Origin of the sequence: Streptomyces sp. NPDC058308, from assembly GCF_042880275.1 — a bacterium.
In the GTDB taxonomy this organism is placed as follows: Bacteria; Actinomycetota; Actinomycetes; order Streptomycetales; family Streptomycetaceae; genus Streptomyces.
On record NZ_JBHVZA010000023.1, the window covers coordinates 49,813 to 63,838 of the forward strand.

Consider the following 14,026-nt stretch of genomic DNA (forward strand, 5'->3'; position numbering starts at 1 on the left):
TGTCTTTGAGAGGATCAGTCATGCAGATCAACGCGCTCATCATCGACGCCACCGACCCCGAGCGGCTCGCCGCGTTCTGGTCCGAACTGCTCGACAGGCCCGTCGTCGGCCGTACGGGTCCGTACGTGTGGCTCCGGCGGGAGAACGGCCTCGGCATGGGGTTCCAGCGGAACGACGGGACGAAGTCGGGCAAGAACCGCCTGCACTTCGACGTCGAGGCCCCCGACCCGGCCGCCGAACAGCGGCGGGTCGAGGCACTCGGCGGGCGCAGGCTGGAGGGGTACGCCGACGGCGGATTCCTCGTGATGGCCGACCCCGAGGGCAATGAGTTCTGCATCCTTCCCGAGGGCCCCTTCGAACTCGACGACGAAGGGCGCACCAACTACCTCAACTGACGGACCGCCCACGCGTGAGCTTCAGTCCAGTTCCAGCGCCCCCACCGTCTGGCCCCCGCTGGTCTCTCCGGTCGGGCGGAACCCGAGCCCCAGATAGAAGGCTTCAGGGCCGTCCGTTCCGGGGTGCCAGGAGACCGTCAGGCGGGTGCCGCCCCGGCGCCGGATCTCGGCGGCCACGGACTCCACCGCGAAGCGTCCGTAGCCCCGCCCCTGCCGGTCGGCCGCGATGTTGAGACGCCAGAGCCCGGAGCGGAAGTCGGTGCCCTTTCCGGTCCAGTCGATCTCGAAGAAGGCCATGAGGAACCCGACGAGCTCGTCGCCGTCGCAGATGAGCCGGGGCCACGCGACGCCCGGGTGCACGTACGCCTCGGCCAGGGACTTCACCACGGGTGACACCAGGTGCTCCTGGTCGGGGCGGACCCGCAGGCCGATGGCGGACTCGAAGGTGTCGGGAGTGACTTCTCGCAACTGGAGTGACGTTCGCATGTTCGAAGCCTATGGAGGGCGGCAAGTGATTTTTGCCGACCGGAACCGCCCTGCTCCTTCCCGCCCGGCCCCATACCGCTCACCAAGGCCGTTCCGGAGGGCCCCGCGGGTGCGTAACGTGTAATCGTCCAGCCACATCGGGTAGCGGTGTGGCGGGCGTTGGGCGGAGGGGGGTGCGTGAGAATGGGTGTGGCTCCTGCCCTGCGGGCCGTGGGGCAGATGCGGCCAGGGGATCACCTCTTCCTCGGCTACCGGACGGAGGAGGAACGCGCGGCGGTCCTTGGCGCCTTCCTCCTGGACGGCCTGGCCTGCGGTCAGCGCGGGCTGCTCCTGACGTCGGCCGAGGAGCCGGCGACCGACCTGCTGGGGTTCCTGCGCGGCGAGGGGTGCGACGTGGCCGGGGCGCTGGACGCCGGCAGGCTGCGGGCGCGCTCCCGGCTGACCGTGCGCGGGGGAGCGCGCGACATCGGCGAACTCGTGTGCCGCGAGGCCGAGTCCGCGACCGCCGACGGATTCCTCGGGCTGCGGGTCGCCCTCGATGTGGCGTCAACCCGGGCCGGCGTACCGGCCGAGGCGTTCTGCGAGGCCGAGCGGCTCCTCGACCCCGCCTTCGCGACGCTGCGCGCACTCGGTCTGTGCCTGTACGACCGTCGCCTCTTCGACCCGCACGAACTGGCCGCGCTCGACGCCCTGCACCACGGCAGGGCGCTCCCCGACGACGTCTGGCAGGACGAACTGCTGCGCATCACCCGGACGTTCGCGCCCCCCGGCCTCGCCCTGTGCGGTGAGATCGACGACAGCAACCTCACTGCGGTGGCCCGCGCCCTGCACGCCGAGACCGAGCGCGCCACCGAGCGGCCGGACGACCCGCACCACACCCGGCTCGACGTGCGCGACCTCACCTTCATCGACGTATGCGCGCTGCGCCTGTTCGTCTACACCGGCCTCGGCCTGTACGCGCTGGGCGGCGCCCTGGTGCTCGACGGCGTCGCCCCTCACCTGCGCAGTGTCATGCGCGTCACCGGCTGGGACCGCACACCCGGCCTGGACATCGGAAAGGGACGCGAAGAGACATGACGCGCACCGGCTTCGTCCATCAGGCGCTGTGCTACGCCTCGGACGAGGAGTTCCTCTCCGGCACGGTGGACTTCGTCCGCGACGGCCTCACGGCGGGCGACGCGGTCCTCGCCGTCGTCGGCCGGGACAACATCACGCTGCTGCGGGACACCCTCGGCCGCGCCGCGCGGGACGTCGACTTCGTCGACGCCCTGGACTGGTACCACTTCCCGTCCCGCACCCTCGGCCGCTACAACGACTACTGCACCGAGCGCGACGAGGGCGGCACGCGGCGCGTCCGCGTCATCGGCGAGCCGGTCTGGACGGGGCGCACGGCCGTCGAGACCCGGGAGTGGATGCGCTACGAGTCGCTGATCAACGTGGCGTTCGCCGACTCGGGCCACTGGGTCGTGTGCCCCTACGACGTCCGCACCCTGCCCGGCGACGTGCTCGCGGCCGCCGCGAGCACCCACCCCGAAGTGACCGTCGCCCCCGACGGCCCGGCCCCCGGCGGCCGGTACACCGCCCCGGCCGACTTCTACGCCCAGTGCGACGAACTGGCGCGGACCTCACCAGGGGTGTCCGAACCGTCCGCGTCGGCCCGCTCGGTCCCCTTCGCCCGGGGCGAGTCGGTGGCGGTGCGCTTCGCCGTCGCCGAGTACGCCCGACGCTGCCAGGTCGCCGAGGACCGCGCACGCGACATGGTCGCCGCCGTGCACGAAGCCGTGGTCAACGCCGTCCGGTTCGGCGGCGGCCGGGGCGTGCTGCGCCTGTGGTGCGACGCCGACTGGATCGTCTGCGAGGTGGCCGACGCGGGGGACGGCAGGCCCGCAGGACCGGCGCTGGACACGGGCTATCCGGGGCACATCCCGCCCGAGCCGGGAGCCGCGAGCGGGCATGGCCTGTGGGTCGTACGGCAGTTGAGCGATCTGGTCACCGAGTGCTTCGGCCCCGAGGGCGCGGTGTTACGGATCCACTTCCGGCGCTGAGCGGCAGCGTGCGCGTCAGTGGCGCCGATCCGTTCGGTGGCGGAGACTTCGCCGAGCAGATGCACGCGCCACGGAAGGTGGGCAAGGATGACCGACTCGACGACGCTCCCTGCGGAAGTGGTCCGCACCGGACCGATTCGTTACGCCACGGCGGAACGTTTCGCCCGGCCGCGCCCGGTGGCGGCGGGCGATCTCCGCCCGTCCAGCGGGGAGATCGCCCCGCAACCCCCCTCCCGGCTCGACGCGGTGATGGGATCGCCGCGCGACGACCACCCGCAGGGCGAGGACTGCCTGAACCTGTCGATCGCCACCCCGGCCCGGGACTCGGGCGCGAGACCGGTGCTCGTGTGGCTGCACGGCGGCGGATTCAGCAGCGGCGCGGGCCTCCTGGACTGGTACGACGGAGGCGCTCTCGCCGCCGAGGGCGACGTGGTCGTCGTCGGCGTCAACTACCGCCTCGGCGCGCTCGGTTACCTCTGCCTGGACGGCGTGAGCGAGGGCAACCTCGGCCTGTACGACCAGGTGGAGGCGTTGCGCTGGGTGCGCACGCACATCGCCGCGTACGGCGGCGACCCGTCGAACGTCACGGTCGTGGGCCAGTCCGCCGGCGGCATCTCGGTCCACCTGCTGATGCAACTGCCCGAGGCGCGCGGCCTCTTCCGCCGTGCCATCCTGCAGAGCGCCCCGATCGACCTCACCGCACGCCCCCACGAGGAGTCCCTCGAACTCGGCAGGATCTTCGCCGACACACTCGCCCGCGACCCGAACACGGCCGACGTCCCCGCGATCCTGGCGGCACAGAACGAGACGGCGCTGACCCACCTGCGCAGGTCGGGCCGGACGATGGAACCCGCGTTCATGCCGGTCGACGGCATCGCCCCGCTCCCCGGCCCGGGGAACGCGGCCGAGGACGCCGAGGACGCCGAGGACAACGTACGGGGCATCGACGTCCTGTACGGCTGGAACGCCGACGACATGATCGTGTTCTGCCGGGACGAGGACGATCCGGTGAAGCGGACCCGCGAGGTGTACGAGGTGCCTCTCGCCCGCTTCGGCGCGCGGCTGGCCCGCGCCGGGGCCCGGGCGCACGCGTACCGCCTCGACTGGCGCCCCGCAGGGTCCCCCCTCGGCGCCGCCCACTGCCTCGAACTGCCCCTGCTCTTCGGCACCCGCGACGCCTGGCGGTCGTCCCCGATGCTGGGGGACACACCTTGGGAGGAGACCGATCGGTTCGGCAGGGCCCTGCGCGCCGCGTGGGTCGCCTTCGCCCGCACGGGCGAGCCCGGCGCCCTGCCGGCGCCGCTGGTCGACGTGCCGGTGCCCGGACTGTCATGAGCGTCAGGAGCCGGGCAGCTCCCGGGCCTCAAGGGGCCGGGTCGCGGGCCCCTGCAGGACCGATCCGTCGGTGGCGAAGCGGGAGCCGTGGCAGGGGCACTCCCACGCCGTCTCCGCCTCGTTGAAAGCGACCAGGCAGCCGAGGTGGGTGCAGCGGGCCGAGACCGCGTGCAGCGCGCCGGACTCGTCCCGGTGGACCGCGCAGCGGCGCCCCTCGACGCGGACCACCGCCCCGGAGCCCGCCGGGATTTCGGCCACGGAGTCGACGTGGGTGGTCCGCAGCCGGTCGCCGATGAAGTGCCGTGCGACCTCGGCCTGTTGGCGGAGGAGGGCGGGCGCCTCCCGCACGGTGCTCCACAGCCGCCGCGGGTCGTAGAGGCCGGCCCAGGGCGACTCGCCCCCGCCGATCAGCCGGGCGAGCAGCTGTCCGGCCAGCACGCCGCCGGTCATGCCCCAGCCGCCGAACCCGGTCGCCACGTAGGTGTGCCGGGCGCCGGGGTGGAAGGCACCGATCATCGGGACGCCGTCGCTCACGTCGTTGTCCTGCGCCGCCCACCGGTAGGCCGTCTCCCCGACGTCGAAGCGCTCCCGCATCCAGGTGTCCAGGGCGCGGAAACCGGCGGCCGCGTCACCCGTGCCCGGGGTGAAGCTCTCGCCCGTGACGATGAGGAGCCGGCCGCCGGCGTCGCCGTACGGCGCGGTGCGCACCGAACGCTTGCCCTCGTCCGGTGTGATGTACATGCCGCCCGGATCCTGGGCCCCCTCGGCCAGCGGCGCCGCGACGACGAGTTCACGCCGGGGGGAGAGGCGGGCGAACAGCAGGGCGCGGTCGAAGACCGGATAGTGGGTGGCGACGACGACGGACCGTGCGGTGACCGTGTGCCCGGACTCGGCGGTCACCTTGCAGGGCGAGCCCTCGTGCAGGCCGGTCACCCGGGTCCGCTCGTGGATGACGCCGCCCCGCGCGCGCAGCTCCCCGGCGAGCGCGAGCAGGTAACCACGGGGATGGAACTGCGCCTGGTCCGCCACGCGCACCGCCCCCGCGACCGGGAACGGCAGCCCGGTCTCCTCCGTGTACACGGCGTCGAGGCCCGCCTCCCGAGCGGCGGCGGCCTCGGCCCGCAACTGGTCGGTGTCCGCGGCACGGGTCGTGTAGGTGTAGGCGGGCGCGCGCTCCAGTCCGCAGTCGATGCCGAGCTCGGAGCAGAGCGCCGCCACGTGTTCCACCGCCTGCTGCTGCGACTCGGCGTAGAGCCGGGCGCCCTCGGGGCCGCGGGTGCGGCGCAGCCGCTCGTACACGAGCGAGTGCAGTGCGGTCACCTTGGCGGTGGTGTGGCCGGTGACGCCGGCTGCGATGCGATCGGCTTCCAGGACGGCGACCGAGCGGCCGTCGCGGGCCAGTTCCCACGCCGTGCTCAGCCCGGCGACGCCGCCGCCCACCACGGCGACGTCCACCTCGATGTCCTCGGCCAGGGGCGGGTGGGATGTCGCCGCGCTGGTCTCCATCCAGTACGACTCCGGGCGGCCCGGCAGCGGGCCTGGCGTGTTCGCGGTCATACGCGGTCCGTGGCGGTGGGCATGGCGGCCTCCGGGGGCTCGGCTCGGAAGTCTCGGTCTCGGGTGGGGTCGAGTCTCCCAGCGGCGGCGCGGCAAACCAGCTCGCCGCGCCGCCGTTCGCAGAGCGTGCGTGCCGTGCGCCGGGGCGCAGGCGGGGGTTCAAAGACAGGCTCTCAGAGTCCGTCGCGCGGCAGGGTCTCGTTCCACGTGCGGGAGAAGACCCGGCGCTCGTCCTCGTAGCCGTCGAGTGTCGCGTCGACGAAGAAGTGGTCCTCGTCGCACTTCAGGACCGTCCGGGTCCGCACGCTCACGTCCCAGTCGCCGCGCCGGAAGCGCATCGTCCAGTCCGATTCACCGCCTACCGAGGTGAAGTCGTCCCCGGTCGCGGTGTACCGCTCGTAGGCCCGGCAGCCGACGTCGAGACCGATCTCCTCGTAGCGCACGGTGCCGCGGTCCTTGACGATCTCGAGGGCCCAGTCGTATCCGATCAGGTCCCGCTTGACCTCCCAGCGCTGGTCCGGCTGCGTGAGCTGGGTGGTGGCGAGCGGCCGCGTGCCCTCAGGGTCGCCGAAGGGGCGCTGCGGCGCGCCGTCCGGCTCCGCGGCCGGGCGCACCGGCAGCCGCAGCGCGCTGGACCCCTCGTACACGCTGAGCAGTACGGGCCGCGGCGGAGGCCAGGCCAGCGGCCAGTAGGAGGTGGACAGGGAGAGCCGGATGCGGTGGCCGGGCGGGAACGACTGGGCGACGCCGTTCAGTTGGAGGGTCGCCCGGTAGCGACGGCCCGGTTCGAGGGGCTCGGGTTCGCCGGTGCCGTCCCTGCGGGTCAGGTTGAGCACGCCGTAGGTGACCCGGGTGGCGCTCCCGTCGGGGGCGATGTCGGAGAGGCGCGCGGCGACCGTGGCCACCGGTTCGCTGACCGACAGGTCGAGCTCCACGGCGGGGGAGCCGAGGATCTCCACGGTCTCGGTCAGCTCGGGGGAGTCGAAGACCAGCGATCCGCCGTCCTCCTCGCGCTGGTCGTAGGGCAGGTCCGGCGGCGCGTTGTAGGACGCCCACTTGCCGGCGAACTGGCCGACGGACAGCGGGGACTGCACGGTCATGGCTTCGCCCTGCGGCGACCCTGCCTCCGCCGTGTCCTCGGCGTTCTTCGGCATGACGATGCGGTGCCGCAGCAGCGGGTGGCTGACCTGCTGGATCTGCGGCGAGGGCCACTCCGGCTCGGCGACCCACCGGCCGGGCCGCTCCTCGTACGACGTCGAAGGCGGCACGCTCTCCTGCATCCAGGCCTGCAGCATCGGGCCGTCCATCACGCCGTTGTCCTCGCCCTTGAGCCAGTGGTCCCACCAGCGCACCACCTCCTGCAGATAGCCGATGGCGGGGCCGGGCTCGCCCAGGTGCGGATACTTGTGCGACCAGGGGCCGATGAGTCCCTTGCGGGGCACGTCCAGATGGCCGAGGAGACGGGTCACGGCGTTGGAGTAGCCGTCCGCCCAGCCGCTGGAGGCGAGGACGGGGCAGCGTACGTCCTGGTAGTTCTCGCAGACCGACGCGTGCCGCCAGTACGCGTCGCGGCGCTGGTGGCGCAGCCACTCCAGGACCCAGGGCCTGGCGTGGTCGAGCCGCTCCCGCCACATGTCCCGCCAGCGGTCGCCGACGACCGCCGGGTCCGGGGGACAGGTGGCGTAGGCGAACATGGTGCCCGCCTCGGCGAGGTTGTCCGACAGCATGGCGCCGCCCATGTAGTGCATGTCGTCGGCGTACCGGTCGTCGGTGAACGAGGAGATGACCACGGCCCGCAGGCTCGGCGGCCGACGGGCCGCGACCTGCAGGGCGGCGAACGCACCCCAGGAGATGCCCATCATGCCGGTCGCCCCGTCGCACCAGGGCTGCTCCGCCAGCCAGGCGAGCACTTCCTCGGCGTCGGTCTGTTCCTGCTCCAGATACTCGTCCGTGAGCAGGCCCTCGGACTCGCCGGTCCCGCGCAGATCCACGCGCACGCACGCGTACCCGTGCCCCGCGATGTAGGGGTGGTGCATCGAGTCGCGCTGGGAGCTCAGATCGCGTTTGCGGTACGGGATGTACTCCAGGACCGCCGGCACCGGAGCGTCGTCCGAGGACGTGGGACGCCAGATGCGGGCCGACAGCCGGATGCCGTCGGACATGGGGATGACGACGTGTTCTTCTTCTTTCGTCGCGTACGGGAGATTGTCCACGTAGCGCATGGGGCCGTGCCGTCCTCTCGGTTGCTTCCCCCGCCGGGCAGGCGGGTCCGTGCCGCAGGTTTCCGTGGTCAGTCGTTGGTGAGGTGGCGTCCGCCGGGCTCGGTGGCGTCGAAGGCGAGTCCGAGGGCGGCGACGCATCGGTCGTACTTGCGGCGCAGGTCCTCTTCGCCGTCGCCGCCGGTGCTGATGTGGGCCAGCTCGAAGCTGTAGCTGTCCTGGTCGGTCGCGTCGGACAGCTTGCGGCCCTCCTCGACGCCGACCTCGATGCGGACGCCCGGGATCTCGCGCTCGATCCGGTCGATCTCGGGGCGCCCGGGCACCTGGTGCGCGACGCCGTCGGCGAACCAGCGGTAGTACCACTTGGCCGCCGCCTCGTACGGACCCTCCCGGTAGGGGAGCGCGGGGTCCTCGCCGAGGGCGAGACTGACCATGCAGTGGTGGTTGGGCACGCCGTCGACGTAGGCGAAGAGCTCCGCGTGCGCCTGGGAGTGCCGGGGGTTGATCTCCAGGAGGTTGATGGCGTCGGTGCTCGGGTCGTAGAAGTACTCGATGCTGAAGGTCGCCGCGTCCATGCCGATCTGCCGTATCACCCGCTTCGACACGTCGTGCAGGCGCTGCTGCACGGGCTCCGGCAGGGCGGAGGGGTACTGGTGGCGCAGGAAGCAGGACGAGTCGGGGTAGTTGATCGAGTCGAGGACGCCGTAGACGGTGACCTCGCCCCCGTGCACGTACCCCTCCACGGCGACCTGGATGCCCGAGAGGGCCTCCTCGGCGAGACAGACCTCGCCGCCGACGCCCTCCATCTCGGGTGGCAGGTCCACCTGCTGGAGTATGTGCTCGAAGGGACGGCCGACCCGGCTGATCCCCTCCTTGATACGGGCGCAGGCCTCGCGGAACTCGTCCTCGTCCTTGACGCCGTAGGCCAGCTCGGAGGAGTACGAGAGCGCGGGCTTGAGCCACATGGGGAACCGCATGCCCTCGGGCGGTTTCGGGTCGTCCGTGTCCAGGTCGACCCGGCCGAAGCGCGGGTGTTCGTCGATGACCTTCTGCTGCTCCAGCCTGCTCCAGTACTTGTGCTCGCACTTGACGATCGACTCGAGGCTGGTGTGGTGCGTGCCGTAGCGGTCGCCCAGGATCGCCACGAGGGTGCTGACGGGGAAGTCCCAGTAGCCGACGATCGCATCGATGGTGCCGTCGAAGGAGTCGAGGATCGCCTGCGCCTTGTCGAGGAGCTCCGGTACCGACACCTCGCCGCCCTGGAGCTCGTCGACGGTGAGCAGGGGGTGGAAGCGGTACTCCGCCGCGCGGGGGATGCTGCCCAGGGCGGGCAGGTTGGCCTCGTCCAGACCGATCACGAAGATGTTCTTGCGATGTGCAGCCACGTTTCTCCTTCAGCTCGTCGTCGCGGCCGAGTACCCGCAGGTCGGACAGGCACACGTCGGCTCGGCGCGGGGAGATCCGGTCCTGCTGGAACGGCACGCCGACCGGCCCGTCCGGCGGGCGTGTCCGGGCCGGGGCGCCGATGCTGGGGCCATGACCCCGGGCCCGGAACGCCGATGACGCGCGCAACACGCCTCGCCGCCTGGTGGACGGGGCTCACGCCCGCGGCCGGTTCCGCCGTCATAGCGACCGGCATCCTCTCCGTCGGCCTGCGCCTCCTCGGCCACGGGACTCTCTCCCGCGCGGCGCTGGTGCTCGCCTGCGTCGCCTGGCTGGGCCTCGCCGCTGACTTCGTGGTCCGGCTGGTGCGTCACCGCGCCCGCTGGGAATCGGAGGCGGACACGCCTGCCGCGCTCACCGCGGTCGCGGCGACCTGCGTCCTGGGCACCCGCCTGTCCGTTCTCGACCGCCAGTTCCCCGCCGTGACCCTGCTGGTGCTCGCGGCCGTCCTCTGGCTGTTCCTGCTGCCCGCCGTGGTCCGCCACTGGGGCCACCGCATGCCGGGCGCGGTCTTCCTGGTCTGTGTCGCGACACAGAGCATCGCGGTCCTGTCCGCCACCCTCGCCGCCGTCCTGCCCGCGCGCCCGCTCACTGCCGTGGCGCTCGCCTTCTTCTGCCTGGGCCTCGCGCTGTACGCGGTGGCCTTCGCCCGCTTCGACCTCGCGAACGTCCGCACGGGGGCGGGCGACCAGTGGGTGGCGGGCGGCGCCCTCGCGATCTCGGCGCTCGCCGGAGCCAAGCTCGTCGCCGCTCCGGCGTTCACCGGGACCGGGCACGACGTGCTGCGCGCCGTGACGCTGCTCGTCCTTGCCCTGGACCTCGCGTGGTACCTCGTCCTGCTCACCGCCGAGGTGCGCTGGCCGCGGCCACGCTACGACGTGCGGCGCTGGGCCACGGTCTTCCCGATGGGGATGACGGCGGTCGCCACTCTCTCGGTGAGCGCCGCGACAGGGGTGAACTGGCTGTTGTGGCCGGGGCGGCTGCTGCTGTGGATCGCGGTGGCGGGCTGGCTGTGCGTGTTCGCGGGGGCGGCCCGGGCGGCGGCGGGCCGCGCGAGGTGACGGCTGGTGCTCGCCCGGGCGTGGTCACACGCGCGGGCGCCGGGGGTGGCGGGCTGTGTCTTTCGGCCGGGGCGGCCGTCCCGGGCCCGCCGTCGTCGCTGATCCAGAACTGGGTTCACAGGGCCGCGAACTCGGACCGGGGTGAGAACAACACGAACGGGTGGCTTCGAACCGGTCCTGGGGAGGGAAGGGGCCGCGATCCCCTCTCCAGGTCGAGCGGTCAGCTCAGTGCCTGCAGGTCGCTCCAGGAACCGGTGTCGACTGTGCGGGCATCGCCCAGGCCCTTCGGGGTGAGCCGGGGGTGGAATCGCAGACCTGCGGCTGGGCCGACGGCGGAGGACCACAGGTCGGGTCGGCCGTCGTTGTCCGCGTCGCTTCCAGAGGTGAGCAGCGGGACGGCGGCCGGGGTCCAGCCAGTGGCCAGGCGAGTCCGCGCTACGTTGTCACCAAACCCTGCGCCGTCGGGCCCTGTTCCCTGGGCGAGGAAGAGTTCGCCGGTGGACTTCTTACGGGCCAAGAGGTCGACACGGCCGTTCCCGGTGACGTCGCCGGGGGCGGCGAGGTCGTAATCCGCCCAGTCGTCTTCGCCGATGAGGACGGGCTCGGCGTACTCGTCCAAGTAGCCGTACGGGTGGCCGTAGTAGAGCCAGAGGTGCTTGCCCTCCTTGACCAGCAGGTCGGGGAAGGAAGGCAGGTCCCACTCGCCGATCTCGCCGTCGCCGTCCAGGTCGGTCGGCCCGTCCACATCGCCGACGGCGAGTATTTGGTCGGCGTTCTTGAAGTGGTCGTCGGCCTCGTCGGAGACGGTGAGGTCCAGACGCTGGTCCTCACAGGCGGCGTCCTGAGCGGCCTCGCCGTGGCTGGTGCAGGCGTATCCGAAGCCGTTGTTGGGATACATGTGCAACTGACGGGAGCCCTTGGCTCCGGTGGTGGCGATGAGGTCCTCATAACCGTCGCCGCTCCAGTCGCCGCGGTGGGTGATGAGGGAGCCGTCGAAGGAATGCTCGCTCGCGGGGGAGGGGGTGGCCGGGCGGCCGTCCCCGATTCCCGGGTAGAGGGCGAGTTCACCGTTCGCGCGCAGGGCGAGGAGGTCCGGGTTGCCATCGCCGTTGAGGTCACCGGGCTCGTCGGGCTGCCCTGGAGAGTCGGCGTAGAAGGAGTAGACGGCCGCGTCCGAGCGGTTGTTCGCCCGGTCGAGTGAGCGGACGATCAGGCGGTGCGGGCCCGCCGAGGGCGGTGTGAGCTTCACCGTGGCGCTGCCGCCCGCCTTGGCCGGGGAGGCGCTGCGGAGTGTGGGGTCCCAGTCGCTGCGGTACTCGTACTTCACCACGTCACCGACACCGCCCGCGGAGAAGGTGAAAGAGCCCTCAGTACGGGCGTTCGCGGTCTTCTCGGGCTTGCCGTCCTTGCCGTCGGGGAACTGCGCGGAGGCCGCCGACGGCGGGTGGGAAGGCCGGTCGGGGTCGAACGCGAAGCGGCAGCCGGGGGCGCCGAGAGTGGGGCGCCAGTCAGAGGCGGCCTTGCCGTCGCGTGCCTGCACCTTCCAGGAGAAGCTGCCCTTCGCCGCGCCGGTGTGCTTGCCCAGCAGACTCTTGGAGACGGTGGTGCGGGCGACGCCCTTGTTGGAGACCTTGATGTCGCGGTTGACGATGAGGCCGGGGTTCGCGTCGTGCTTGCCGGTGGGCCACAGATGGAAGCGGGCGGTGAGCGTGCCGCCGTCCGGGTCGGACACTCTCGCGGTCAGCTGGACGTCGGTGTTGCCGAGCGTGACGTGGGTGCCGTTGTCGCCGCAGCGGCCGCCGACGGCGGTCGAGGGCACGGTGTCGACGGCGGTGGGCAGGTTCGGGATGCTGTTGTAGGTGGTGGAGAGCACCGCGGTCCGTGCGTCGAACTTCTTCCACGCGTTGACGTGCGACTCATCGGCGCGCAGGCCGAGCGCCAGCTTGTTCCACTTGCCCGCGGCGGCCTTGGCGGTGACCTTGGTGGTGTCGAACTCGAGGTTGCCCGCGGGGCAGGAACTCGACCAGCCCTTGGCCCCATTGACGGTCGCGTATCTCTCGTGCCAAGCGGGCTGCTTGTTCCACGTCGTCGTCGAAGAGATCGCCGCGGTCAGCCACAGCTCGACCGGCTTCTTCGTGCACGACCACGAGTGCGTGTTCTTGATCCGCATCGTGGACTTGGTGATCTGCTTGCCGTGCAGTGAGCGCGGGTTGAACTGGATGAAGGACCGCCAGGTGCCCCCGGTCTCCGACTCGTGACCGACCCGCGCGACGTGCGAGGAGTGGTTCCAGTACGAAGTGCCCGGGTGCTTCTTGGAGACCGAGGTCCAGCCGAGGCGCGGGCTGGAGACCGATGGGTCGATGTAGACCGGGTAGACCGTCCCCGGGTGCGTCAGCAGCTCCCGGTCGGGGGTGAGGACCATCTCGTCGCCGTCCACGCGGATCGGCATCCGGGACTCGCCCGCGCCTTCGCGAGGCTCGAAGACGGGCTCGTCGGCGCGCGCCCCCGCCCTGCCGGTGGACCTGGCGAAAGCCTTGCCGCCTCGGGCGGCCCCAGGCGCGTCGGCGGTGTCACCGCCGGAGGAGTCCCACATGGTCGGGGTCGGCGCGGTGAAGACGACCTTCCCCGCGGGGTTGCGTGCGGTGAGGTTGCCTTCCCCGTCGGTTCGCACGTCGACACCGTCGCTCGCCAAGGCGAAGCGCAGCGACTTGAGTGCGGGATCGCGTGCCGCGTCGGCGTTCCTGACGACGAGCACCTGCTGAAAGCCGTTCACCGAAGCCCGCAACTTCAGGTCCACGCCAGGGAGTACGTCGGGGTACGTGGCCGTCCCCCTGTCGACCTGCGGCGTGGGCAGTTCGCCCGGCCAGCCCACGCTCATGGAGCGACCGTCCCGCACGACGGTGGCCAGCGGGTTCTTCTTTCCGCCGCCGGAGAACCGCACGCCCACCGAGGCGGCCCGGGGAGCGAGCGTGCCGTCGGACCGCTTCACCAGGGTCTCGTCGACGTCGACGAGCTTGCCGTCCACCTTCGTCCGGACAGGAACGGTCGAGGTGTCCTGGGTGAAAGTGCCGTCGGGGTTGGCGTGGACCGTGGCGTACTCGGTGCGCCGGGATACGACTTCGACCCGGTCCCCGCTGCGTGCGGCCTGCCGAGACGCGGTGGCCTCCTCGTCCGGTTCAGCGGCCGTCCGCTCACCGCCTTGTGGCCGCGGGTCGGCCACGGCTGCGGGAACGGACGTCCCCCCGAGCCCTGCTGACAGGGCGCCAACAACCAGGGCCGCAAGCCCTATTCGCCATCTGGAGTGCGGACGACAAGGCATGCGTCTTCCTCTTCATTCAATCCTCGGGAATCCGGGCAAGTAAAGCATGCGTCAAGGGGGCTGTGTTTCCGGTGCCGGTCAAGCTGTCTTTTTTCGGTTGGCTACTTGAGGAAGACAGTCCAGGTCAAGAGGCTTCGGTCAGTAACTCTCGCGTCGAAGGTCATGG

10 protein-coding genes are annotated in these 14,026 nt (G+C 71.7%); 5 read left to right on the forward strand and 5 right to left on the reverse strand.

Translation table 11 applies throughout. From position 1 onward, the window contains the following. The first annotated feature begins 20 nt into the window (after positions 1-20). Positions 21-395: a VOC family protein gene (locus ACFVYL_RS27650; protein WP_389720441.1), complete on the forward strand. Its 375-nt coding sequence runs from the start codon at positions 21-23 to the stop codon at positions 393-395. 21 nt (positions 396-416) lie between these two features. On the opposite strand, the gene ACFVYL_RS27655 is transcribed toward ACFVYL_RS27650, so the two are convergent. Then, positions 417-881, reverse strand: coding sequence for a GNAT family N-acetyltransferase (locus ACFVYL_RS27655; protein ID WP_389720444.1), 465 nt, complete (start codon positions 879-881; stop codon positions 417-419). A gap of 183 nt (positions 882-1,064) precedes the next feature. Between ACFVYL_RS27655 and ACFVYL_RS27660 the strand changes: the two genes are divergently transcribed. The 3 genes from ACFVYL_RS27660 to ACFVYL_RS27670 all read left to right on the forward strand — a co-directional run bounded on the left by ACFVYL_RS27660 (position 1,065) and on the right by ACFVYL_RS27670 (position 4,261). Then, entirely contained in the window at positions 1,065-1,958 is an 894-nt protein-coding gene (locus tag ACFVYL_RS27660) for an MEDS domain-containing protein (protein WP_389720447.1), read from the forward strand. Beyond that, on the forward strand, positions 1,955-2,926 hold the full coding sequence (locus ACFVYL_RS27665; protein WP_389720450.1) for an anti-sigma factor RsbA family regulatory protein: 972 nt from the start codon (positions 1,955-1,957) through the stop codon (positions 2,924-2,926). The genes ACFVYL_RS27660 and ACFVYL_RS27665 overlap by 4 nt, the downstream gene beginning before the upstream one ends. Positions 2,927-3,013: 87 nt before the next feature. Then, a complete protein-coding gene (locus tag ACFVYL_RS27670) occupies positions 3,014-4,261 on the forward strand; it encodes a carboxylesterase family protein (RefSeq protein ID WP_389720452.1) in 1,248 nt (415 codons plus the stop codon). Positions 4,262-4,264: 3 nt separating this feature from the next. On the opposite strand, the gene ACFVYL_RS27675 is transcribed toward ACFVYL_RS27670, so the two are convergent. The 3 genes from ACFVYL_RS27675 to ACFVYL_RS27685 form a co-directional block, all read right to left on the reverse strand. Continuing rightward, the gene (locus ACFVYL_RS27675) at positions 4,265-5,818 is read right to left on the reverse strand and encodes an FAD-dependent oxidoreductase (protein WP_389720455.1); all 1,554 of its coding nucleotides are present in this window, start codon (positions 5,816-5,818) and stop codon (positions 4,265-4,267) included. 173 nt (positions 5,819-5,991) lie between these two features. Then, on the reverse strand, positions 5,992-8,040 hold the full coding sequence (locus tag ACFVYL_RS27680) for a CocE/NonD family hydrolase (protein WP_389720457.1): 2,049 nt from the start codon (positions 8,038-8,040) through the stop codon (positions 5,992-5,994). A 68-nt stretch (positions 8,041-8,108) separates the two neighbouring features. Then, positions 8,109-9,422, reverse strand: coding sequence for an acetyl-CoA carboxylase biotin carboxylase subunit family protein (locus ACFVYL_RS27685; protein ID WP_389720460.1), 1,314 nt, complete (start codon positions 9,420-9,422; stop codon positions 8,109-8,111). Between the two features lie 174 nt (positions 9,423-9,596). Between ACFVYL_RS27685 and ACFVYL_RS27690 the strand changes: the two genes are divergently transcribed. After that, the gene (locus tag ACFVYL_RS27690) at positions 9,597-10,541 is read left to right on the forward strand and encodes a tellurite resistance/C4-dicarboxylate transporter family protein (RefSeq protein WP_389720463.1); all 945 of its coding nucleotides are present in this window, start codon (positions 9,597-9,599) and stop codon (positions 10,539-10,541) included. A gap of 220 nt (positions 10,542-10,761) precedes the next feature. Here ACFVYL_RS27690 and ACFVYL_RS27695 read toward each other — a convergent pair whose 3' ends face one another. Further along, the gene (locus ACFVYL_RS27695; RefSeq protein ID WP_389720466.1) at positions 10,762-13,761 is read right to left on the reverse strand and encodes an FG-GAP-like repeat-containing protein; all 3,000 of its coding nucleotides are present in this window, start codon (positions 13,759-13,761) and stop codon (positions 10,762-10,764) included. Positions 13,762-14,026 lie beyond the last annotated feature (265 nt).